The sequence below is a fragment of the Xanthomonas sp. F14 genome, from assembly GCF_014199865.1.
In genome coordinates this window covers 112,686-135,826 of record NZ_JACHOM010000004.1, presented here as the reverse complement: position 1 = coordinate 135,826, position 23,141 = coordinate 112,686, and the positions used below count along the sequence as shown (strand labels likewise).

Genomic DNA, 23,141 nt, shown 5'->3' with positions numbered 1-23,141 from the left:
ACCGTCCTGCGCTGCACCATCCCTGCTGGCCGTGCCCTCCCCCTGCGGCCGCCTACGTCGATGCCGAAGGAGGCTTCCATGTTCCGCTCTCCCCCCAACCTCCCATCCTTGCGCAGTGCCGCACTCGCACTGACCTTGCTGGCCGTACTGCCGCTGGCGCACGCCAAGGAGCATGCGCGCCCCGGAAAGGAATCCAGCGGCCTGAAGTATGTCGGCGTCAATCTGTCCGGCGCCGAGTTCAACTCACGCAAGAAGCCCGGCACGCTGTTCAAGGACTACACCTACCCGGCCGCGTCGGACTTCAGTTATTTCGCCGGCAAGGGCATGAATACGATTCGCCTGCCGTTCCTGTGGGAACGCCTGCAACCACAGCTCAACGGCGATCTGGATTCGGCGCAACTGGCGCTGCTGAAGAAATCGGTGGATGCGGCCAAGGCCAACAAGCAGTACCTGATCCTGGATGTGCACAACTACGCCAAGTACAACGGCAAGCGCATCGGCAGCAGCGAGGTGCCCACCGGGGCGGTGGCAGATCTGTGGCGCCGGCTGGCGCTCGAATTCAAGGACGACAAGTCGGTGATCTTCGGGCTGATGAACGAGCCCAACGGCATTTCCGCCACCGATTGGGCGAGTGCGGCGCAAGGTGCGATCAACGCGATCCGCAAGACCGGCGCCAGAAACCTGATCCTGGTGCCGGGCACCGCCTACAGCGGCGCGCACAGCTGGCGCAGCTCCAACTATGGCGTCTCCAATGCCAAGGCGCTGGAAATCCTCAAGGACCCGGCCAATAACCTGGCCTTCGAAGCGCACCAATATCTGGACAACGACTACAGCGGCACCAAGCCGGTGTGCACCAGCGCCACGGTCGGCGAGGAAAAGCTGCGCGGCTTTACCGCATGGCTGCGCGAGAACAAGCAGAAGGGCTTTCTGGGCGAGTTCGGCACCGCCAACAATCCGGTCTGCGACCAGGCGCTGGAAGGCATGCTGACCTACATGGAAAAGAACAGCGACGTGTGGCTGGGCTGGACCTGGTGGGCCGCTGGCGCCTGGTGGAAGCCGGAGTATTTCTTCACCGTGCAGCCGGGCAAGGACGGCAGCGACAAGCCGCAGATGTCGATTCTGAGCAAGTACGCCCGCCGCGCGACCAAGTAAGCCGCGCGGGAAGGTCGATCACGGTGGTCGCAGCGGTTGCTGCGGCCACCGTTTTTTTTTGCGCGCCATGCGCCCTGTCCTGCCACGCGTCACCGATGACATCCACCAACGATTGCAGACCGCGCGCTGCATCCATCTCAGCCGCAATCCGATCTTCTTATTGCAGCAGGTGCACTGGCTGCCCGCTGCCAAAAGCATGACGCCGCCCACACCTAGTGCGCGGTGCACATGGCAAGTGCCGAGGTTGCGCGACCGCACTAGGTGACTTTTGCATGTGCGTGCGCGTTGATCGCGCAGCAGCACGGTGGCGATGGCAGGTGCTGCGCCGCGCGTTGCGCGTTGCGTTCTGATAATTCCCCGCGCAATGCGGCGTACGTCGCAATTGCGATGCGCACCACTGCCAGGCGCACGGCGCCATCGACCTGCAACGTTGCGATCGCACCATGGCGGTCCAGCGATGCGGGAGGCGGCGTTCCGCAGCCATTCGGCGCAGATTGCAATCGGCATGCAATGCGCGTGACCGTGCGGTGTCGCCTTACCACAACAAAGCGTGCGCATGTTTGGCAATAAACGCGAAGTCGCTCACAGCTCCAATTAAGTGATAGCTCGCATTCGTAGTTTGAATGTCTCGATGCGCTTAGGGTGAAACGCGATGCAGTGTCGTCATGCACGCGGCAGGTCCACGCCAGGGCAATGCATCTCCCCCGCGAATGTTTCAGGAGTCACCCATGCTGCCCTCCCCCACGCCGACGCGCCGGCTGTCCAGCCGTGCGTTGTCATTGCTGCTGCTTGTCATCGTGCTGCTTGCAGGTGTGCCGTTCGCACAGGCACAGAACCGCCTGAAGTACGCAGGCGTCAATCTTTCCGGTGCCGAAATCAAATCCTCGCAAAAGCCCGGGGTGCTCAACGTCGACTACCTGTATCCAGCCGCCAGCGATTACCGCTACTTCGCCGGCAAACACATGAACATCGTCCGGCTGCCCATCCTGTGGGAGCGCCTGCAACCCAAGGCCGGAGGCGAGCTGGATGCGGCGCAGCTGGCACTGATCCGCCAGGCCGTGGCCAACGCAAAGGCGGCCAAGGTGTACCTGATCCTGGATATCCACAACTACGCCCGGTATTACGGCAACAAGATCGGCAGCGCGCGCGTGCCGATCAGCACCTTCAACGATCTGTGGCGACGCCTGGCGATCGCCTTCAAGAACGACAACAGCGTGATCTTCGGGCTGATGAACGAGCCTTACGACATCAATCCGCAATCATGGGCCAATGCCGCGCAGGCATCGATCGACACCATCCGCAAGACCGGTGCCAACAATCTGATCCTGGTGCCCGGCGCGCTATGGAGTGGCGCGCACAGCTGGTATTCCACCGTTGCCGGCCAGTCCAACGCGGTGGCGCTGGCCTCCATTCGCGACCCGCTCAATCGCTACGCCATCGAAGTGCATCAGTATCTGGATACGGACTCCAGCGGCACCAGCGCCGGCTGCGTCAGCAGCACCGCCGGTGCCGACCGCCTGCGCAGTTTCACCCAATGGCTGCGTCTGAATCACAAGCAGGGCTTTCTCGGCGAGTTCGGTACCGGCAACAACGCCACCTGCAATAGCGCACTCAACGGCATGCTGGGCTATCTGGAAACCAACCGCGACGTATGGGTGGGCTGGACCTGGTGGGCCGCCGGCGCGTGGTGGAACCGCAGCTACCCCTTCAACGTGCAGCCCGATGCGCAGGGCCGCGACAAGCCGCAGATGTCGATCCTGAGCGCGCGCGCAAAACGCATCACCCAGTAGTCGGAGCAAGCAGCGTGCGATGGGCAACCGTCGCACGCTGCGCAGCAAGCACCCAGCTCACGCATGTACACCCGGTATATGCCGATGCCCGGCAACAGCCGTGCCCAGTCGCGGTGAGCACAGTCGTCACGCAGCAAAACGCCAGCACTCAGCACGCGCTCTAGCGCTCGCTGCGTGTGCGTGCGCAACAGCAGTGCAGCGTCGGTGATCCGGCGCCGCGCCGTTGACGGCGAGCGTATCCATCCGCCGATTTTTCGACAGCGCCATGCATGCGATGGCGGTGTCGACAAGCGTGCGCGACCGCTTTTCAGCGCGGCGCGTCACAGCGTGCTGTTCCAGAACGTGACCCTTGCGGTAAGTGACTGCGACCCAGCCTACACATTTAATTCACATTCGATGTGGTGAGCGTTTAGGCACGGCAGATGCATTGGTTACGACAGGTGTGGCGCACCTCGCGCAGATCGCACGCAAACCGCTGCGACACACCATCCCCGTCGTCGAAGGAGTTGTTTCATGTCTGCTGTCTCTCAAACGCTGCGCACCGTTTTCCGCTGCGCCCTGCTCTGCATTCTGTTCGGCACATTCGCACCCGTCTACGCACAAACACGCGCACTGACGTATGCCGGCGTCAATTTATCCGGCGCCGAATTCGCATCGTCCAAAAAACCCGGCGTCCTCAATAAGGACTATATGTATGCCTCGGCCAGCGATTACACCTATTTCGCCGGCGTCGGTATGAACACGATCCGCCTGCCGGTGCTGTGGGAACGTCTGCAGCCCAGTGCACGCGGTGAACTGGATCCGACCCAACTGGCCCTGGTGCAGCAAGCCGTGGCACGCGCAAAGGCGTCGGGCATGTATCTGGTGCTGGACATCCACAATTACGGCAAATACTACGGTTACAAGATCGGTGGCGACGAAGTGCCGATCGCCACATTCGCCGATTTGTGGCGCCGCCTTGCGCTGGCGTTTCCCAGCGACAATGCGGTGATCTTCGGGCTGATGAATGAGCCCAATGGCGTCTCGGCCAGCGCCTGGGCTGCCACTGCACAGGCAGGCATCAATGCGATTCGTGCCACCGGTGCGAACAACCTGATTCTGGTGCCGGGCGCATTATGGACCGGTGCGCACAGCTGGTATTCGCCCACCAACGATGGCTATTCCAACGCAACCGCATTGGTTTCGATCTACGATCCGCTCGATCGCTACGCGTTCGAAGTGCATCAATACCTGGATGCCGATTCCAGCGGCACCACCAATGTCTGCGTCAGTGCCACCATCGGTGTCGAGCGTCTGCGTAGTTTCACCGAGTGGCTGCGCACCAACCACAGGCGCGGGTTTCTGGGCGAATTCGGCACCGCCAACAATCCCGTCTGCAATGAGGCACTGCGCGGCATGCTCCGCTATATCGATGCCAATGCAGATGTCTGGTCGGGCTGGACCTGGTGGGCCGCCGGTTCGTGGTGGAATGTCAGTTATCAGTACAGCGTGCATCCTAACAAGGACGGCACCGACAAGCCGCAGATGTCCATCCTCTCGCCGCAGGCGGTGCGCGCCACACGCGCCATTCCGTGACGTGAGGCAGGTGGGTTGAGTCGAGCGAGCCGCCGCAAGGCGGCTCGCTTCTTTTGCATCTTCGCACTGGCTATCTATTGGATGACAGGCCGGGCAGGACGGTTTCGATGTGACACCGTTTACGTCGCTCCCAGCACACTACGCGCCCATTGCGCCGCAATGCCGCAAACCACTGGCTGATGAACGTGCGAACGTGCGTGCGCCATCGGACGCACCCCGAGCGCTTCATCACCGAAGCTTGAGCTCACTGAACTCTTGCTGCGGCTTTTGACGGCCATTCACCTGGCAGCGATAAGACCGCGTCCAGCATGGGCGCACTTCACTGCAGGAGCATCACATGGCACATCGACTGATGAAGACCGCGCTGATCGGCGCACTCGCATTGGCAGCGCAGGGCGCGTTTGCGCAGGCCGCCGCCGACAAGCCGGCCAAGGCGCTGACCTCCCGCGAGGTCACCAGCATGCTGACCGACAAGGGCTATACCAAGGTGCACGACGTCAAGTTCGAACATGGCGTGTGGACCGCCGACGCACGCAGCGGCGACGGCAAGGACGTGGATGTGCGTATCGATCCGGTGACCGGCCGCGTGTACGGCGACCAGACCACTTCCAAACTGAGCGAGGCCGATATCCGCGCCGCGCTGTCGGCCGGCGGCTATTCCAACGTGCACGACCTCAAGTTCGAAGACGGCTTGTGGAAGGCCGATGCCGAGCAACGCGGTGGGCAGAAGGTGGATCTGCATGTCGATCCGGATGACGGTCACGTGGTGAGCGTGGATAACGATTGACCAACGCACCCCGGAGTCGGCGGCGCGCCGACAATGCGCCGCGTTGATGGCAACGCGTTGTCGGCAGCACGATTGAAGGCCTCTCCCAGACCGGTGGCATCCTCTCTCAGAAGAGCACCGACGAACAGACATACTTCAGTGGGAGGCGGCACGTGATCTGACGCATCGATGCACTGCATCGACACGGATCGTGACCTCGTCCGCAACCGTCACGACCAGGACGAACCAACACAAAGGGCCTCCAACAGGAGGCCCTTTACGTTGATCGCGATACGCGCGCGCGGCGCTACCGCTCCCCTTGCAGGCCGCATCACGACGCCATGCAGTAGCTGCATGACATCGCATGCGGTGCTGGCGTCGTTCAACGTACCGGCGCCGCCTTCTTGCCCTCGGCAGCTGCGTCCTTTTCGGCGTCAGGCGCCGCTGCCGCGGCGCCCGCAGCGGGCTTGCCGGCCATCATGCGATCGCGCGCAGCCTTGAACGGGTTGCCGGCATACCAGTTGGGCCAGCGCTGGCCGGCGGCCACCTCCTTGCCCACGCCATACACCGCCTGCAGGTCTTCGATGGTGCCATCGAGCTTCCAGCTGGCCGCATCGTATTCGTCGCCCGGGGCGTGATAGCGATTGCGCCCATAGTCTTCGGCGGCCGCGCGCCCGGCCGCAGTACCGCCCTCGCGCAGGTCTTCGCCGCCATCGGCATACAGCGCCGGCACACCGGCCTTGGCGAAGTTGAAATGATCCGAGCGGAAATACGAGCCGCTTTGCGGCGTGGCTTCGGCATGCAGGGTGCGGCCCTGCATCGCGGCGATCGGCTTGAGGATGTCTTCCAGCTCCGAACTGCCCATGCCCACCACGGTGACATCGCGTGCGCGCCCGGCCACCGACATCGCATCCAGGTTGATCACCGCCGCGATCTTGTCTAGCGGAAAGCTCGGGTTGGCCACGTAGTACTTGGAACCGAGCAGGCCGGATTCTTCCAGCGTCACCGCAACGAACACCACCGACCGCGCCGGCTTGGGATCCTGATGCGCAAACGCGTCGGCAATCTCGAGAATGCCGGCCACGCCGGTGGCGTTGTCCACCGCGCCGTTATAGATGTTGTCGCCGCTCTCGCCCGGGTGTTTGCCCAGGTGATCCCAGTGCGCCATGTACAGCACCGCCTCGTCGGCATGGCTGCTGCCCGGCAGCACGCCGACCACGTTGCGCGAGGATTTCTCCGCGATCGTGCTCTTCAGGTCCACCGACCAGCTGGCCTTCAACGGCACCGGCTTGAAGCCACGCTTGCTGGCGTCCTTGTAGGCCTGCGCCAGATCCAGCCCGGCATTGGCGAACAGCTGCTTGGCGGTCTCGGCGCTGATCCAGCCCTGTACCGGCAGGCGCGGATCGGGATCGTCCTTGGCCGGCAGGTCGTATTGCGGGCCGGCCCAGGAATTTTTGACCACGTCCCAGCCATAGCTGGCGCCCGGGGTGTCGTGCACGATCAGCGCGGCGGCCGCGCCCTTGCGGGCGGCTTCCTCGAATTTGTAGGTCCAGCGGCCGTAGTAAGTCATGCGCTTGCCGTCGAACAGCTTGGCATCGCCGGTATGGAAGCCCGGGTCGTTGACGAACATCACCACCGTCTTGCCCTTCCAGTCCTGGCCGGCGTAATCGTTCCACTGCTGTTCGGGCGCATCCACGCCGTAGCCGACGAATACCAGCTCGCTGTTGTCCAGCTTGACCTCGGCCTGGCCGGTGCGGGTGCCGACCACGATGTCGGTGCCGAAGGCCAGGGTGCGGGTCTGCTCGCCGCTGCGCAGGCTGGGTGCGGTGGCTGCATCGGCGGTGGTTTCCACCATCGGCACGTCCTGGAACCAGCTGTCGCCGTTGCCCGGCTGCAGGCCGATGCGCTGCATCTGGTCGCGGATGTAGGTGACGGTCTTCTCTTCGCCCGGCGTGCCGGGGCCGCGTCCTTCGAATTCGTCCGAGGCCAGCGTCTTGACCAACTCGGCAAAGTCGTCGCCGGTCAGCTCCGGCGAAAAGGTGTGGCGGCTGACCGGTGCGCTGGCCGCCGTGTCCACCGGCGCCTGTGCGGCGGGCGCGCTTGGTGCGTCGGCGGATTCGCGCTTGCAGCCGGCCAGGGCCAGCGTCGCGGCCAGGCACAACAGGATCTTGCGGGGCATCGGGACTCCTCGTGCGGCGAAGGTCCCCCGATTCTAGGCGCTGGCCCCGTGGTGAGCGCGTCAGTCCTTGGGTGCCACGTCGCTGTCGAAGCTGCGCGCGGTGGCGCCGGTGACGGCACCGATCTTCGCAGTGCGGTGCACGTACAGGCTGACCTCGCGCTCGAACTCCAGCGGGCCATCGACCACCGCATCCGGGCCGATCACCACGCGCGGCTTGCGCGCAGGCTTGAACGAAAAGCTGAAGTTCGGCTTGGTGACCTCGATCCCGCCATGCACATGCGAGCGCACCCCGACGGTAATGTCGCCGTTGACGGTCTCGATGCCCTTGCCGAGCTCGGTTTCCACCAGGCCGATACTGCCGTTGACGGTTTCCACACCGCCGCTGATACGGCTGCCGCGCTCCACCAGCACGCTGCCGTTGACCGTCTCCAGCCCGCCGGATACCACCACCTTCTGCCCCAGCGTGATCGCGCCATTGACCGTGGAGACATCGCCGGTGCGAGCGTTGTCGCCGATCTGGATACTGCCGTTGACCGTTTCCACGCTCCGGGTCTGCGCGCCGGCGCCGACCTCGATGGAGCCATTGACGGTGTCCAGCCCGCCATAGACCTTGCCGGCCTCGGCGCTGATGCGACCGTTGACCTTGCTGATGTCCTCGTCGGCCCAGGCGCTTGCGCAGACCAGGGACAATGCCAGAAGAAGATGCTGGGGCTTCATGCTGAACCTTGCGCGGCGGCGGCTGTCTTGGGCGTGGCGGTGATCACACCATGCTTGGCTACAATCGCGCACCTGCCTGAAGTCACTGGACCTTTCGTTGCCCCTGTCGCCCGCCCCGCGCTCGCGCCTGCCGTCCGCCCCCGCCACCGGCCGCTGCCGCGCGTGGCTGACGGTGACCGTACTGGCCTGCACGCTGCTGGGCAGCACCGCGGCCGGTGCGCAAAGCCAGCGCGAAACCGAGCGCAAACTGCAGCAGCTGCGCGACGAACTCAAGACCATCAGCGCCGACCGCCGCGAGCTGGAAGGCAAGCGCGGCACTGCCGCCCAGCAACTGCGCCAGGCCGATGAGAAGGTGGCCAGGACCTCGCGTGCGTTGAGCGAGACCGAAACGGCGATGCGCGAGCAGGAACAGCATCTGGGCAAGCTGCAGCAGGAGCGTGCGCAGCTGCAGCGCGGCCTGCAGAACCAGCGCGTGCAGCTGGCTGCGCTATTGCGCGCCGCCGACCAGGTCGGCCGCAACGCGCCGTTGAAGGTGTTGTTGTCGCAGGACACCGTGGGCGATGCCACGCGCATGCTGGCCGATCATCGCTACGTGCAGAACGCGCGTGCGCAGCGCATCCAGGCACTGACCACGCAGCTGGATGCGCTGACCAAGGTGGAGCAGGACATCGCCAACCGTCGCCAGGCACTGGATGCGGCGCGTGCGCAGCAAAAGGCGCAGGCCGCATTGCTGCAGAAGGATCGCTCGCAGCAGGCGGCGACGGTCGCGCAGCTGGACGACCGCTACAAACAGCGCGCCGAACGCGAAAAAGCCCTGGGCCAAGACGCCAGGTCGCTGGAGCAGCTGCTCGCCAACCTGCGCGCGGCCGCTGCCAAGGCCGAGGCCGAACGGCGTGCCGCCGCCAGACGCGCCGCCGCCGAAGCCGCCGCGCAGGCCAAACGCAGCAAGACCGAGCGCCCCGAGCGTCCCGGCAAGACCCCGCCCAAGGTCATCGCCAGTGCGCCGGCGCCCAAGGTCGGCGGCCTGAGCTGGCCGGTGGCGGGCAACCTGCTGGCGCGCTTCAATGCCACCTTGCCCGATGGCCATACCAGCAAGGGCGTGCTGATCGGCGCGCCCAAGGGCAGCACCGTCACCGCGGTGGCCGATGGCACGGTGGTGTTCTCCGACTGGATGACCGGTTACGGCATGATCCTGATCGTGGACCACGGCAACGGCTACATGAGCCTGTACGCGCACAACGACACGCTGTTGCGCGATGCCGGCGCGTCGATCAAGCGCGGCGAAGCGGTGGCCAAGGTCGGCAGCTCGGGCGGGCAGGGCGTGCCGGCGCTGTACTTCGAACTGCGTCGCAACGGGCAGCCGGTGGATCCGTCGAGCTGGTTGCAGCGCCGCTGAGTGGCGCGCACGCCGCGCGCGTGCCGGTGCATGACCGCCGCCATACCTGGCCCCGCCAAGTCAACGCGGATTTACCGCGGCTTCGCGCATAATCCAGGCTGCTCCGTTGCGGGGCGTCTTGTCTCTTTGTCGGAGTGCTTCATGCGCGTAGCCGTCCTGTCCGTTGCCCTGTCGCTGGCGTTGTTCGCCTCACCCGGTTGGGCGCAGAAAGCCAGTCCCGCCGCCGCCCAGGCCACTGCGGACGATCCGGAAGCCAACGAAGCCGCCGTCTCCAAGGTGCCGCTGGATGAGATCCGCCGCTTCGTGGCGGTGTACAACGCGGTCAAGCAGGCCTACGTCGACCCGGTCGAGGACAAGAAGCTGATGCACGCCGCGGTGCGCGGCCTGCTCTCGGACCTGGACCCGCACAGCACCTATTTCGACAAGGAAGATGCCGAAGCCTTCGACGAGCAGGCCACCGGCGCCTACGACGGCATCGGCGTGGAATTGCTGCAGCAGCAGGACAACACGCTCAAGGTGATCGCGCCGATCGACGACACCCCGGCCGCACGTGCCGGCATCCGCGCCGGCGACGTCATCGTGGCCATCGACGGCAAGCCGATCGACGCCAGCAAGGCGATGGAGCCGCTGCGCGGCGAATCCGGCAGCAAGGTCGTGCTGACCATCGTGCGCGACAAGGCGCCCAAGCCGTTCGACGTGACCCTGCAGCGGCAGACCATCCGCGTGGCCAGCGTGCGCAGCAAGCTGCTGGAGCCGGGCTATGGCTATATCCGCATCAGCACCTTCCAGGCCGACACCGGTGCCGACTTCCAGAAGAACCTCAAGCAGCTGCAGGCCGGCGGCAAGTTGCGCGGCCTGGTGCTGGACCTGCGCAGCAACCCGGGCGGTCTGCTGACCTCGGCGGTGCAGGTGGCCGACGACCTGCTCGACAAGGGCAACATCGTCAGCACGCGCGGGCGCATCTCCATCAGCGATGCCAAGTTCGACGCCACCCCGGGCGATCTGCTCGGCGGCGCGCCGGTGGTGGTGCTGGTGGACGCCGGCTCGGCCAGTGCCTCGGAAGTGCTGGCCGGCGCGCTGCGCGACAACCAGCGCGCGCGCATCATCGGCAGCCGCACCTTCGGCAAGGGCTCGGTGCAGACCGTGCTGCCGCTGGACAACGGCGACTCGGTCAAGCTGACCACCGCGCGCTATTACACCCCCAGTGGCAAGTCGATCCAGGCCAGCGGCATCGTGCCGGAAGTGCTGCTCACCCCCGAACCGCAGCCCGGCGATGCCGACGTGCCGGCCAGCCTGGCCGACTTCAGCGAAGCCACGCTGCCGGGCCATCTGCGTGGCGATGCCGAAGGCGAGGAGGGCTACACAGCCGGCGACGTGCTGCCGGGCGATGGCCCGATCGCTTCCGCGCTGGCCGAGCTCAAGCAGCCCGGGTCGGCGGCCAAGGCGCAAGCCGCGCTCAAGGCCAAGGCACAGGCAGCGCAGAAGGCCAAGGCCGCCAAGACCGCAGCCGAGCCCAGGCCGGCCGCCGCGCGCCCGGCAGCAGCCGACAAGCCCAAGCCTGCCGACAAGCCGAGCGAATCGGCCGACAAGGCCAAGCCCGCGCCGCCGGTGGAACCTGCCGCGCCTGCGCCGGCCGAACCGGTCAAGTAATCCGGCCACAGCGCAGCGGGTGAATCACCCGCTGCGCGCCAGGCCCGATCGCTACGCATCGGCACTGCCACGCCACCTGCAAGCATCCCTGGATCACCCGGCCGCCACAGCGCCGGCGGGTTTGGATCCCAAGGCGCTTGTAGGAGCGACCCCTGTCGCGACAAGCCTCCCCAAGCGCACGATCACCGCGTCAACCACGCGCTATCGCGTAATCGCCAATGCCTCGGGGTTGACCAGGTTGCGCGGCGCACCGGCGGCAAATGCCAGCACATTGTCGAACGCTGCTTCGAAGTACAGCGCATAGCTGTCGCTTTCCACGTAGCCCAGATGCGGCGTCGCCAGCACGCGCGGATGCTGCTGCAGCGGGTCGCGCGGATCCAGCACCGGCTCGCGTTCGAATACATCCACCGCCGCCTGTGCCGGCCGGCCCGCATCCAGCGCGGCCAGCAAGGCGCCGGGCGCGATCAGCTCGGCGCGGCTGGTGTTGACCAGCAACGCATCCGGACGCATCCAGGCCAGATCCTGCGCGTTGATCTGGTGGCGGGTCTGCGCGGTCAGGCGCCGATGCAGCGACAGCACATCGCTGCGTTCGAACAGGTCCTGCCGGCTGGCGGCGATTTCGAAGCCATCGCGCGTGGCCTGTGCGCACGAGGCCTCGCCGCCCCACACCAGCACCTGCATGCCGAATGCACGCCCGAAGCCGGCCACGCGCTGGCCGATGCGCCCGTAACTCCAGATGCCCAACGTGCGCCCATGCAACGCGCGCCCCAGACCGGGATCGCCCAGCGCCTGCCAGCGGCCCTGGTGCAGCGCGCGCTGGTACTCGCCCAGGCGCCGGCTGGCCGACAGGATCAAGGCCCAGGTCAGTTCGGCCGGTGCCACCGGCGAGCCGACGCCTTCGGCCACCGCCACTCCGAACTCGGTGCACGCGGCCACATCCACATGCGCGCCGATCCGGCCGGTCTGGCTGATCAACTTGAGTCGCGGCAGTCGCCGCAACAGCGTGGCGTCCACGCGGGTGCGTTCGCGGATCAGTACCAGCGCATCGGCTTCGACCAGCCGCTCGGCCCATTCGTTGGGGTCGGTGGCCAGCGCGCCCAGCACCTGCACATCGTGGCCGTGCAGGCGCTGCAGGCAGGGCAGGTGACGCACGGCGCCCTGGTAATCGTCGGGCACCAGGATGCGCATCAGCGCGGCTTGGTCGGCAACGGGAACGGCGTGACCACCTTGTCGCCGGTGGTGGCATCGCGGATCACCGACTGGCCCTTCTTCTCGACTTCCTCGATGCGCACGATGCTCTGCATCGGCAGGTGCAGCGTCTTGGTGTTGCCGAACTCTTCGCGCAGGCGCTCTTCGGTGGGGTCGACCACCAGCCCGTCGTGCACGTCGAACACCAGCTCGCCGATCTGGTTGAAGCCCCACAGATGGCTGCCGGTGACCTGGCGGGCGTAGAGCTCGTAGACCTTGCCGTGATTGAGGAAGGTGACTTTGTACAGAGGCTTGGACATGCGGCGATTATAGGCGCGCCACCGCGCAGCGACGCAGCGCGCAGCCGGCGCAACACGGCGCTCCGGTGCCCCTGCACGATTGCCGCCGCGCTAGAACCCGTGGCGCTTGCGCAGCCGCCGCGCGATCGCCGCGCGCACATACAGCCCGTACACGATGCCGAACACGAACCCGGCGATATGCGCCGACCACGCCACCATGCCGAAGGCCGGGCCGATATAGGCGAACACCACCTGCAGCAGCGCCCAGGCGCCGATCAGCAACGGCGCCGGTACCCGGATGAATTCCAGAAACAGCCCCAGCGGCAGCACCACGCCCAGCTTGGCGCCGGGAAACAGTGCCAGATAGGTGCCGATCAACGCCGACACCGCGCCCGAGGCGCCGATGATCACCCGGTCCGGGGTGCCGATCGCGAAGATCGCCGCCAGATTGGAGGCCGCGCCGCCGACCAGGAACAGCAACAGCAGGCGCCACGGCCCGAGGATGCGCTCGGCCGGCAGCCCGAAGATCAGCAGGAACACCAGGTTGCCGAGCAGGTGCGACCAGTCCGCATGCAGGAACAACGCGGTGAACAGCCGCAGCACGCTACCGTCGCGCAGTGTCGCCCACCAGTCGCCCAGGTTGGACACGCCGCTGGACAGCGCGCCCCAGTCCAGCCACAGCGTATTGCGCGCCTCGCCGGGCCGGCTGATCGACCACAGGTAGGCCAGCCAGACGGCTGCGAACAGCAACGGCACTGCCCAGCGCGGGGTGGGTTTCTTGCGGGAAGGGAGAGAGACGAACATCGGAGTGGCACTCTAGCGGGTTCACGCTCCTGAACCCATCCCTAACCTGTCCAGACGATCAAAACGTGCTTCGTTATTGTTCGGTTAATTGTGGTGGGTATACTGCGTACGGCGTCGTATGTCGGGGGGGGGTCTCCGGCGCGCTCCAGCAGCCACTTGGCGCTGGGCGCGGGCGCTGTACCGACCACTGCAGTCTTTATCCGGAGAGCACCACCTTATGTCTACCGCTTCCACTCTCAGCCGCGCCACCCTGTTGGCCGTCGGTATTGCCGGCGTACTCGCCGTTGGCCAGGCCCACGGCGCCGCCTTCCAGCTGAAGGAAAACAGCGCCAAGGGTCTTGGCCGTGCCTTCGCCGGTTCGGGCAGCGCCCCGGACGATGCCTCGATCATCGCCAACAACCCGGCCGGCATGCGCCAGCTGGACGGTCGCCTGTTCCAGGCCGACGTCAGCGCCATCAGCTTCTCGGCCAAGTTCCAGCCCGACACCGCCACCTACGCCAACGGCGCCCCGGTCTCCGGCGGCAATGGCGGCGACGCCGGCATGATCGCGCCGGTCCCGGCGATGTACTTCCACGTGCCGTTCGGCGAGAACGACAACATGCACCTGGGTACCTCGCTGACCGTGCCGTTCGGCTTCAAGACCGAATACGACCGCGACTGGGTCGGCCGCTACCACGGCACCAAGACCGAGCTGCAGGCGATCGACTTCAATGTCGCGTTCTCCTATGACGTGAACCCGTACGTGTCCTTCGGTGCCTCGGTGTTCGCCGAGCGTCTGGATATCGACCTGGCCAATGCGGTCGATTTCGGCAGCGTGCTGGCCGCGCGCCGCGTGCCGGGCTTCGCGCCGGGCAATGCCGATGGCTACTCGCGCATCAAGGGCGACAGCACCGAAGTGGGCTTCACCCTCGGCGGCTTGTTCAGCATCGACGAGAACACCCACATCGGCTTTAGCTACCGCTCGGAAGTGGAACACAAGATCACCGACGGCGATGCCGACTTCACCGTGCCGGGTCCGGCTGCGGCAGTCCTGGGCGTTGCCGCGCCGGGCACCTTCGTCGACACCAAGGGCCGCGCCACCGTCAAGCTGCCGGCCAGCGCCACCGCCAGCTTCACCCACAACGTGAACGAGCAGTGGTCGATCATGGCCGACGTCACCCGCACCGCCTGGAGCAAGTTCGACCAGGTGACGGTGGACTTCGCCTCCAACCAGCCCGACAGCGTGCTGGACTTCTCCTACCGCGACACCACCTTCGCCTCGATCGGTGCCGACTACCGCATGAGCGAGACGCTGACCCTGCGTGGCGGCCTGGCGTACGACCAGACCCCGACCACCGCCGAGCACCGCGACGTGCGCGTGCCGGATGCGAGCCGCAAGTGGGTCTCGCTGGGTCTGAGCTGGCGTCCGTCGCAGCAGGCCGAATATAACTTCGGTTACACCCACCTGTTCACCAGCGACCCGACCAGCGACACCCGCAGTGCCACCGGCGACCGCCTGGCGGGCAGCTACAAGGTGAAGGGCGACGTGCTGGCCGCTTCGGTCAACTACAAGTTCTGATCGTCGTAGCCCAACGCGTGTAACGAAAAACCCCGCTTCGGCGGGGTTTTTCTTTGCTGCCTTGCGCGCGCCGCCGGGCGCGCTGTGCAGGCGGTAGCGCAGGTTGCTATGGTCGTGCGCATGAGCCAACCCGACTTCATCCAGATCACCGACAACGCCGTCTCGCGCGAGGATTGCGCCGCCATCGTGCAACGCATGCGCGACAGCCAGCAGCTGCATCCCGGCCGTATCGGTGGCGGCGTGTTTCCCGAACTCAAACACAGCCGCGACCTGCGCATCAGCAGCGTAGCCGAGTGGGCGGCGGTGGAAAACCGCCTGCAGCAAGCGGTGTTCGAAGGCGTGCTGACCTATCTGCGGCATTATCCACAAGCCCTGATCTCACCGCTGATGCTGCAGGTCACCACTGCCGACGGTAGCCCGCACCGGCTGGTGGCCGAGGACATCGCGCAGATGAGCGACCAGGCGCTGGGCGACCTGGCCCGTACCTGCCTGCGTCCGGGCGCGATCAACCTGCAGTGGTACACCGCCGACCAGGGCGGCTATCCCTACTGGCATTGCGAGCTGTATCCACGCGATGCCAGCGCCGACACATTGCACCGGCATCTGCTGTGGACGCTGTACCTCAACGACGAGTTCGAACAGGGCGAAACCGAATTCCTGTTCCAGCAGCGCAAGGCCCGCCCGCGCACCGGCAGCCTGCTGATCGCCCCCACCGCCTTCACCCACACCCACCGCGGCAACCGCCCGGTCGGCGGCGACAAGTTCATCGCCACCAGCTGGATCCTGTTCCAGTCGGCGAGTGCCTTGTACGGCGGGGATTCGTGATTGGGGATTGGTAAGGGCCGGTCATTGCAGTGCGTCGGCTGTTACGAATCCCCAATCCCAAATCCCCAATCCCCGCCCCTAGAACAGACTGCCTTGCGGCGACTGCGGCACCGGCTTGGCCGGCGGAGCGGGGCGGCGGAACTTGGTCGTGTCCAATGCCGGCATGTCGCGTGCGTCGAAACCGCTGCGGCGGTGGGCTAGCGCAAAGCGGCGTGCGAGCAACTCTGCATAGACACCCTGGCCGCGCAGGCGTGTGCCGAAGGCGCTGTCGTAATCCTTGCCGCCGCGCAGTTGCTGGATCGTGCTCATCACGTGCCCGGCGCGTTGCGGGTGATGGGTCTGCAACCAGTCGCGGAACAGCGGCGCCACTTCGTGCGGCAGCCGCAACAACACATAGCCGGCACTGTGCGCGCCGGCGGCGGACGCGGCCTGCAGGATCGCTTCCAGCTCATGGTCGTTGATCCACGGGATCACCGGCGCGGCCATCACCCCGACCGGCACGCCGGCCTCGTGCAGTGCCCGCATCGCGCGCAGGCGGGCATGCGGTGCGGATGCGCGCGGTTCCAGCCTGGCCGACAGATGCGGGTCCAGCGTGGTCACCGAAAAATGCACGTTGACCAGGCCCTCGCGTGCCAACGGTGCAAGCAGGTCCAGATCGCGCGTGACCAGCGCATTCTTGGTGATCAGCGTGAACGGGTGCCGGGTTTCCCACAGCACCTCGATCAGGCGCCGCGTCAGTGCGCGTTTGCGCTCGATCGGCTGGTAGGCATCGGTGTTGATGCCCAGTGCGATCGGGCTGGGCACATAGCCCGGGCGCGACAATTCGCGGCGCAACAGCTCCGGCGCGTTGGTCTTGGCGAACAGCTTGGTCTCGAAATCCAGCCCGGGCGACAGATTGAGATAGGCATGCGAGGGCCGCGCAAAGCAGTAGCTGCAGCCATGCTCGCACCCACGATACGGATTGACCGATTGCGAAAAGCCGATGTCCGGCGATTGATTGCGGCTGATGATGCTGCGCGCGGTTTCCTCGGTGACCTGGGTGCGCAGCGCCGGCGCGGCGAACTCCTCGCCGTCGTCGGCGTACCAGCCATCGTCCACCGGTTGTTGGGTGGTGGTTTCGAAGCGTCCGGGCAGATGGCCGGTCGCCCCACGGCCCTTGATCGCTGTTGCCATCGCGTCATCGTACGGCCGGCGGGTCTCAATCGATGCGACCAGGGGCGCGCCACGATGAAGCTTTCAGACCCGGCGCGGCGATCGCATCGTCCCCACGCTCACCGCAGTGGTACGTGCGCCCCGTAGAATCCGCGCATGCTCGCATCCGTACAGGGCGCGTGGGAGTGGCTGGCCACCATTCCCCACCTCGAAGCGCTTCTCCTCGCCGCCTACGTGCTGTACCTGCTGTGGATCGCCAGCTGGATCGTGCTGCAGAAGCGCGAGCCGGTGGCCACGCTCAGCTGGGTGCTGTCGCTGGCGGCGCTGCCGTACCTGGGCCTGTTGATCTATTACTGGCTCGGCCCGCAGAAGGTCAAACGCCAGCGACTGCGGCGCGGCCGTTCGCGCTCGGGCATGGAGAGCTATAGCAGCGTCTGCCCGCCGGATGCAGACTGCACCGAGCTGGCCAAGATCGCCCAGTCCACTACCGGGCTGGCCCCCAGCAGCGCCACCGAGGTGCACTGGCTGGTCGATGGCGCGGCCACCTATGCGGCCATCATCGAGGCCATCCGCGGTGCGCGCGACCATATCCATCTGCAGTACTACATCTTCCAGCCCGACCACAGCGGCACCGCGATCTGCGATGCGCTGATGGAGCGCGCACGCGCCGGGGTCAAGGTGCGCCTGCTGATGGATGCGGTGGGTTCGTCGGCGATGACCCGGCGCAGCTTGCGCACGCTGCGCGCGGCCGGGGTGGAGACCGCCTGGTTCCATCCATCCCAGCTGCTCAAGCCGTTCAAGCGGCCGTGGTTGAACCTGCGCACCCACCGCAAAGTGGTCGTGGTCGACGGCAGGATCGGCTTCACGGGCGGCATCAACGTCACCGACGAAGAGAACGAGCAGGTCCGCAGCGATGCTTACCGCGACCTGCACATGCGCCTGCAGGGCCACGTGGTGCGCAGCCTGCAGCTGGTGTTCCTGGAAGACTGGCTGTACGCCACCGGGCAGGGCCGCGCTGCCTTCCACGGCCAGCAACTATGGCCCGAAGACGTGCCGAGCCGTGCGCAGGGCGATGTCGACGCGCAGGTGCTGGTCTCCGGCCCGGATTCGTCGTGGGAGTCCATCCACCGGCTGATGGTCGCTGCGATTCACGAAGCCCGGCATCGGGTCTGGCTGGTCACGCCGTATTTCGTGCCCGGCGAGGCCGCGCGCATGGCGCTGACCTCGGCCGCACTGGGCGGCCTGGACGTGCGCCTGCTGGTGCCGCGCGTCAGCGACTCGCGTCTGGTCACCTACGCGGCGCGTTCGTATTTCGACGAGCTGCTCGAGGCCGGCGTGCGCATCTACGAATACGGCCCGCGCATGCTGCACACCAAGGCGTTGCTGGCCGACGACGAGGTCTGCATCGTCGGCAGCGCCAATTTCGACAGCCGCAGCTTTCGCCTGAATTTCGAGCTGTCGATGCTGTTCCGCGACCAGGCGGTGGCCGCCGAGCTGGCCGGTTTGATCGACGCCGACCTGCAGCAGGCGCAGGAAGTGCGCTTCGCCCGCCACCGGCCATTGTGGCGATCGCGGCTGCCCGAAGCCTGCGCACGGCTGCTGTCACCGCTGCTCTGAGCCGCATCGCCGCGCCCACGTGGAACCATGCCGGGCGCGGCGCTACACTGCCGCCACTGATCGGGGAGCTCGTCATGCACTGGCTGTTTCTGCTTATGGCATTGGGTGCGCTGGTGCTGGCGTTCAGCACGCCGCACGTGTGGTTGCTGGTGGCCTCGCTGCTGGTGGCACTGCTGTTGCTGTTGCTGTGGACGCGCGGCTGGTTCGCCTCGCGCATGGGCGATACCCAGCGCGACACCAGTAGCCTGATCGACCCGGCCGAGCTGCGCCGTCTGCGCGAGATCGCCGAAGCCCGCAAGGCGGCCGCCCTCAACGCCACGCGCGACGGCGAGCCGCAGGCCTGAGACCGACGCAGTGACCACCCAGCTCAGCGTCAACGTCAACAAGATCGCGGTGTTGCGCAATTCGCGCGGCGGCCACGATCCGGATGTGGTGCAGGCCGCACGCACCTGCATTGCCGCCGGTGCGCACGGCATCACCGTGCACCCGCGCCCGGACCAGCGGCATATCCGCGCCGACGATGTGCTGGCGCTGAGCGCGCTGACACGCGAGCACGGTGTCGAATTCAATATCGAAGGCAACCCGTTCGCGCCGCCGCGCGACGGTTATCCGGGCCTGCTGGACTTATGTCGTGCCACCCGCCCCGAACAGGTCACCCTGGTACCGGATGGCGATGGACAACTGACGTCCGACCACGGTTTCGATTTTGCCCAGGACACCGCCCAACTGGCCACGCTGATCACCTCGTTCAAGGCCATCGGTGCTCGCGTCAGTCTGTTTGTCGATGCCGAAAATCCCGCTATCGCGCAGGCGGCAGCACTCGGTGCAGACCGGATCGAGTTGTACACCGGCCCATATGCGCACGCGCATCTGAGCGGCCAGCCGGATGCTGCATTCAAGCTGTTTTCCCACGCAGCGCAGCGCGCCGCGGCCGCAGGTCTGGGCATCAATGCCGGCCACGATTTGTCGCAGGCCAATCTCGGCGACTTTCTGGGCGCTGTCCCGGGCGTGCTCGAAGTCTCGATCGGCCATGCATTGATCAGCGAAGCCTTGTATCAAGGCCTGGATGCGACCGTGCGCGCCTATCTGGACATACTGCGCGGCGCATCGATCAGCGCTTGAGATAATCAAGTCGATTATATGGTTGCGTTGCTTGGTTACCGGATATTGAATCGGGGCAGGGCTTCTGCCCCGATGCAATCGTTATCGATGACTTGCGGCTGATTTACCAGGCTGGTTAATCACCCATTTACTGCACAAAACTGATGCGATCCACCTGCGCATTCTTGGCTGCAGCCAGCACCTTGGCCATCACCGCGTATTCGGCATCCGCACTGGCGGCGATGCGCAGCTCTGGCTGATTGCCGGCTGCCTGGCGCATCTGTTCGATCAACCTGGGCTGCAATTGCTGCAGCGTTATCGGGCTGGCATTCCAGAACACTTGCCCGCTGGCGTCCACACGCAACCCGATCGGTGCAGGCGGCTCCATGCGTGACTGGGCGTGCTCGCTGCGCTGTGGCAGGTCCACCGTGATTGGCCGCGCCAGCATCGGAGCGGTGACGATGAAGATGATCAACAACACCAACATGACATCCACCAGCGGCGTGACATTGATCTCCGCCAGCGGTCCCCGATTGCCTGCCGTACTGAAAGCCATGACTGCCTCCTGTGCTATGAGCGTGGGTGCTGCGCGCTCGAGCATACACCTGGTTGGCAGTGAGGGAAGGGCAGGGCAGACGCCTCTGGCAGGCCGAGCCCCGAAGCTTGCCGTTGCGACTTGCCGCTGCACCTCCGGCGGTTTGCTTGCGCGGACGACCTGAGGGTCACTGCATGCATCACTCGCCCGGTGCCCGGGAAACGGATATCACGTCCTGGCAAACAGCCGGCCGCATGCATGCGCGTCGAACATAGCGGCAGCAACCACCCCATTGATCGAGCATAAAAAAACGCCACCGTTTCCGGTGGCGTTGCAGTCGCGTCATGACTGTTGTGTTGCGGTCTTGCGATGTCTTACTGCATGAAGCCGATTTTCTTCATCTGCGAGTTCTTCGCCGCAGCGAGGACCTTGGCCATCACTTCGTACTCCGCATCTTCATTGGCGTCGATGCGCAGTTCCGGCTGATTGGTCGGATCGGCCTGCACCACTTCTTCCATCTTCTGCTGCAACTGCGCGACCGGGGTCGGGCTGTTGTTCCAGAACACCTGGTTGCTGGCGTCGATCCGCAACTCGATCGGCGGCGGCGGTTCGGTCGTCTGCGGTGGCGGGTTGAGCACCCGCTGCGGCAGATCCACGGCGATCGGGTAGGTCATGATCGGCGCGGTCACGATGAAGATGATCAGCAGCACCAACATCACGTCCACCAGGGGCGTGACATTGATGTCGGCCATTGGGCCGCGGTTTCCACCGGTACTGAATGCCATGGCTTACTGCCCCTTCTCTTTGGTTGCGACGAAGCCGACGTCCAACATGCCCTGACCCTGCGCGATCTTGGTGATCTCGTTGATCGTACGCATCTTAGTCGTGCGGTCGCCACGCAAATTGAGCGGCGGCTGCGGTGTCTGCTGTGCGGCGGTGGACAGGCGCGATTCCAAGGCTTCCTTGGAAATCGGCTCGTCGTTCCAGTACAGCGACCCGTCTTCCTTGACGGCCAGGGTGATCGGCGCGGCGCGTTTCTCCGCATCTTCCTTCTGGATCAGGTTGGCCTCTGGCAGCTCCACCTTGACCTTATGGGACATCAGCGGTGCCGTAATGATGAAGATGATCAGCAGCACCAACATCACGTCCACGAGGGGCGTCACGTTGATGTCGGCCATCGGGCCACCGCTGTTTCCACTACTGAAGGCCATAACGGGCTCCGTCTAAATCGTTGCGAAGTCGTTCTTTACTACGGATTAGCGAACGCGCGAACCAGTGGCGAAGAAGTCGTGCAGGTCGTGGGCAAAGGTGTCGAACTTGGCAATCACCGAGCTGTTGACCTTGGAGAAGAAGTTGAACGCGAACACGGCCGGGATTGCGACGAACAGACCGATCGCGGTCATGATCAGCGCTTCACCCACCGGGCCGGCAACGGCGTCGATGGAGGCCGAACCGGTTGCACCGATCTTGATCAGCGCGCCGTAGATGCCCCACACCGTACCGAGCAGACCGACGAACGGCGCGGTCGCACCGACGGTGGCCAGCAGGGTCATGCCCGACTGCAGCTTGGTGCTTTCGCGGGTCACGGCCTGACGCAGGGCGCGATCGACGAATTCCGAACGGCTCAGGCTCTCGCCCAGACCACCGGTGCTGCCTTCGGCGCGCTGGTGGTGAGCAGCAGCCTGCGCTGCGTCCAGTGCGATCTTGGAGAACGGCTCGGAAGCCGGCTGCTCTTCCATGGCGCGGATGGCGTCCTGTGCATTCGGGGCATCCCAGAACGCGGTGGTGACGCGGTCAGCCGCGCTCTTCAGACGGGTGGCACGGAAGATGTTGATGACAGTCCAGTACCAGGAGGCAGCGGACATGGCGATCAGGGTGATCAGAACGACCCAGGACACGGCGAAATCGCCGGGGCTGGACGTCATTTCAGTGATCAAGTGCTCGAAGCCCATCTGCGACAGGGCGGCCGACGGATTGGAGCCCCCTGCAGCGGCGGCGATAAAGAATTCCTGCAGCATGACGCTTACCTTTGTTGTGTGTGGTGATGAAGGGTGGAGCGAAAGGAAGACAGGATCCTGGGCCGACCGTGGCCGGCCCGTGGGATCAGTTCAGAGCAAAGTTGACCGGGACGCGGACACGTCCGGCGGCTTTCTGCCCGTTGACAGTGGAGGCGTTGAACTTCCACTTGCGTGCTGCGTCCATCGCGGCACGGTCAAGGTCGCGGTTGCGGCTGGACTTTTCGACCGACACATTGGTCACGTTGCCGTTGGCATCCACATCCACGATCAGGATGACCTCACCTTGGACACCGGCACGGAATGCAGCCGGCGGGTACTTCGGCGGGTTCATGTTCTTGGACGAGATATCGACACTGGCGCCGATGTCACTCGGCGGTTGCGGCGGAGCCGGCGGGCTCGGCGGCGTGACGATATCGCTGGGACGCGGTTCGGGAACATCGACAACCGGAGCTTCCGGCGGCGGCGGAACCGGTGACGGCTTCGGCGGCGACAGATTCTTGACCGGCGGTGGCGGCTTGTCTTCCGGCGGCGGCGGCGGCGGCGGCGGCGGGGGAGGAGGCGGTGCATCCACCAAGGTGACCATGGTGGTGCGCTCCTTCTCTGCCGGAGCCTTCGGCGCCACTGCAGGGATCAGCAACATCATCAGTGCAGTGAGGTGCAAGGCAATTACGAAAGCAATGCCGATAATGCGGGCCCAGCTCAGACCCTGGTTCCCGGCATCATAGTCATGCCTGTGGATAACGAGTTGTTCCGTCATGCGCCAATGGCTCTTTCAGTGGGGGCCCCGGATCACTGTGATGATCCCCAGGTTTTCGGACG

General features: G+C 65.4%; 22 protein-coding genes. 11 read left to right on the top strand and 11 right to left on the bottom strand.

Annotation, left to right across the window (positions count from 1 at the left end; genetic code table 11):
* Positions 1–78 precede the first annotated feature (78 nt).
* The 4 genes from GGR73_RS14655 (at position 79) to GGR73_RS14640 (ending at position 5,304) form a co-directional block, all read left to right on the top strand.
* Positions 79–1,152 carry a glycoside hydrolase family 5 protein gene (locus GGR73_RS14655; protein ID WP_184457581.1) on the top strand — a complete coding sequence of 358 codons (1,074 nt, stop codon included), beginning with the start codon at positions 79–81 and terminating at the stop codon, positions 1,150–1,152.
* A gap of 800 nt (positions 1,153–1,952) precedes the next feature.
* Positions 1,953–2,942, top strand: coding sequence for a glycoside hydrolase family 5 protein (locus GGR73_RS14650; protein WP_184457943.1), 990 nt, complete (start codon positions 1,953–1,955; stop codon positions 2,940–2,942).
* 513 nt (positions 2,943–3,455) lie between these two features.
* Entirely contained in the window at positions 3,456–4,517 is a 1,062-nt protein-coding gene (locus tag GGR73_RS14645; RefSeq protein ID WP_054591745.1) for a glycoside hydrolase family 5 protein, read from the top strand.
* 337 nt (positions 4,518–4,854) lie between these two features.
* Positions 4,855–5,304, top strand: coding sequence for a PepSY domain-containing protein (locus tag GGR73_RS14640; protein WP_046345206.1), 450 nt, complete (start codon positions 4,855–4,857; stop codon positions 5,302–5,304).
* A gap of 361 nt (positions 5,305–5,665) precedes the next feature.
* Here GGR73_RS14640 and GGR73_RS14635 read toward each other — a convergent pair whose 3' ends face one another.
* Together GGR73_RS14635 and GGR73_RS14630 are read right to left on the bottom strand one after the other, a co-directional pair.
* On the bottom strand, positions 5,666–7,462 hold the full coding sequence (locus GGR73_RS14635; RefSeq protein ID WP_104553579.1) for a M28 family metallopeptidase: 1,797 nt from the start codon (positions 7,460–7,462) through the stop codon (positions 5,666–5,668).
* A 60-nt stretch (positions 7,463–7,522) separates the two neighbouring features.
* Positions 7,523–8,179, bottom strand: coding sequence for a DUF4097 family beta strand repeat-containing protein (locus GGR73_RS14630; RefSeq protein WP_046345204.1), 657 nt, complete (start codon positions 8,177–8,179; stop codon positions 7,523–7,525).
* Between the two features lie 97 nt (positions 8,180–8,276).
* Here GGR73_RS14630 and GGR73_RS14625 point away from each other — a divergent pair, with 97 nt between their 5' ends.
* Together GGR73_RS14625 and GGR73_RS14620 are read left to right on the top strand one after the other, a co-directional pair.
* On the top strand, positions 8,277–9,575 hold the full coding sequence (locus GGR73_RS14625) for a murein hydrolase activator EnvC family protein (protein ID WP_184380621.1): 1,299 nt from the start codon (positions 8,277–8,279) through the stop codon (positions 9,573–9,575).
* 141 nt (positions 9,576–9,716) lie between these two features.
* Positions 9,717–11,225, top strand: a complete 1,509-nt coding sequence (locus GGR73_RS14620; RefSeq protein ID WP_184457579.1) for a S41 family peptidase — start codon at positions 9,717–9,719, stop codon at positions 11,223–11,225.
* A 201-nt stretch (positions 11,226–11,426) separates the two neighbouring features.
* On the opposite strand, the gene GGR73_RS14615 is transcribed toward GGR73_RS14620, so the two are convergent.
* From GGR73_RS14615 to GGR73_RS14605, 3 genes are all read right to left on the bottom strand, one after another.
* Entirely contained in the window at positions 11,427–12,413 is a 987-nt protein-coding gene (locus GGR73_RS14615; protein ID WP_184457576.1) for a D-2-hydroxyacid dehydrogenase family protein, read from the bottom strand.
* Complete coding sequence (locus tag GGR73_RS14610; protein WP_016901574.1) at positions 12,413–12,733, bottom strand: DUF1820 family protein; 321 nt, start codon at positions 12,731–12,733, stop codon at positions 12,413–12,415. Before GGR73_RS14610 ends, GGR73_RS14615 begins: the two co-directional genes overlap by 1 nt.
* Before the next feature lie 90 nt (positions 12,734–12,823).
* Positions 12,824–13,516: a rhomboid family intramembrane serine protease gene (locus GGR73_RS14605; protein WP_024939139.1), complete on the bottom strand. Its 693-nt coding sequence runs from the start codon at positions 13,514–13,516 to the stop codon at positions 12,824–12,826.
* Between the two features lie 217 nt (positions 13,517–13,733).
* Between GGR73_RS14605 and GGR73_RS14600 the strand changes: the two genes are divergently transcribed.
* On the top strand, positions 13,734–15,074 hold the full coding sequence (locus GGR73_RS14600) for an outer membrane protein transport protein (RefSeq protein WP_024939140.1): 1,341 nt from the start codon (positions 13,734–13,736) through the stop codon (positions 15,072–15,074).
* Between the two features lie 120 nt (positions 15,075–15,194).
* On the top strand, positions 15,195–15,899 hold the full coding sequence (locus tag GGR73_RS14595; RefSeq protein WP_184457574.1) for a 2OG-Fe(II) oxygenase: 705 nt from the start codon (positions 15,195–15,197) through the stop codon (positions 15,897–15,899).
* A gap of 78 nt (positions 15,900–15,977) precedes the next feature.
* On the opposite strand, the gene GGR73_RS14590 is transcribed toward GGR73_RS14595, so the two are convergent.
* A complete protein-coding gene (locus GGR73_RS14590) occupies positions 15,978–17,072 on the bottom strand; it encodes a PA0069 family radical SAM protein (protein ID WP_046345201.1) in 1,095 nt (364 codons plus the stop codon).
* A 135-nt stretch (positions 17,073–17,207) separates the two neighbouring features.
* Here GGR73_RS14590 and cls point away from each other — a divergent pair, with 135 nt between their 5' ends.
* The 3 genes from cls (at position 17,208) to GGR73_RS14575 (ending at position 19,790) form a co-directional block, all read left to right on the top strand.
* Positions 17,208–18,668 carry a cardiolipin synthase gene (cls, locus tag GGR73_RS14585; protein ID WP_046345200.1) on the top strand — a complete coding sequence of 487 codons (1,461 nt, stop codon included), beginning with the start codon at positions 17,208–17,210 and terminating at the stop codon, positions 18,666–18,668.
* Between the two features lie 74 nt (positions 18,669–18,742).
* Positions 18,743–19,012 (top strand): hypothetical protein, encoded by a 270-nt coding sequence (locus GGR73_RS14580; protein WP_024939143.1) that lies wholly within the window; start codon positions 18,743–18,745, stop codon positions 19,010–19,012.
* Positions 19,013–19,022: 10 nt separating this feature from the next.
* The gene (locus GGR73_RS14575) at positions 19,023–19,790 is read left to right on the top strand and encodes a pyridoxine 5'-phosphate synthase (RefSeq protein ID WP_184457572.1); all 768 of its coding nucleotides are present in this window, start codon (positions 19,023–19,025) and stop codon (positions 19,788–19,790) included.
* Positions 19,791–19,917: 127 nt separating this feature from the next.
* Here GGR73_RS14575 and GGR73_RS14570 read toward each other — a convergent pair whose 3' ends face one another.
* From GGR73_RS14570 to GGR73_RS14550, 5 genes are all read right to left on the bottom strand, one after another.
* Positions 19,918–20,325 (bottom strand): ExbD/TolR family protein, encoded by a 408-nt coding sequence (locus GGR73_RS14570; protein ID WP_184457569.1) that lies wholly within the window; start codon positions 20,323–20,325, stop codon positions 19,918–19,920.
* 353 nt (positions 20,326–20,678) lie between these two features.
* Positions 20,679–21,089 carry an ExbD/TolR family protein gene (locus GGR73_RS14565; RefSeq protein WP_011035269.1) on the bottom strand — a complete coding sequence of 137 codons (411 nt, stop codon included), beginning with the start codon at positions 21,087–21,089 and terminating at the stop codon, positions 20,679–20,681.
* A 3-nt stretch (positions 21,090–21,092) separates the two neighbouring features.
* On the bottom strand, positions 21,093–21,515 hold the full coding sequence (locus GGR73_RS14560; protein ID WP_011035268.1) for an ExbD/TolR family protein: 423 nt from the start codon (positions 21,513–21,515) through the stop codon (positions 21,093–21,095).
* A gap of 45 nt (positions 21,516–21,560) precedes the next feature.
* Positions 21,561–22,322 carry a TonB-system energizer ExbB gene (gene exbB, locus GGR73_RS14555; RefSeq protein ID WP_005912445.1) on the bottom strand — a complete coding sequence of 254 codons (762 nt, stop codon included), beginning with the start codon at positions 22,320–22,322 and terminating at the stop codon, positions 21,561–21,563.
* Positions 22,323–22,407: 85 nt separating this feature from the next.
* Positions 22,408–23,079: an energy transducer TonB gene (locus GGR73_RS14550; protein WP_046345197.1), complete on the bottom strand. Its 672-nt coding sequence runs from the start codon at positions 23,077–23,079 to the stop codon at positions 22,408–22,410.
* Positions 23,080–23,141: the final 62 nt, after the last annotated feature.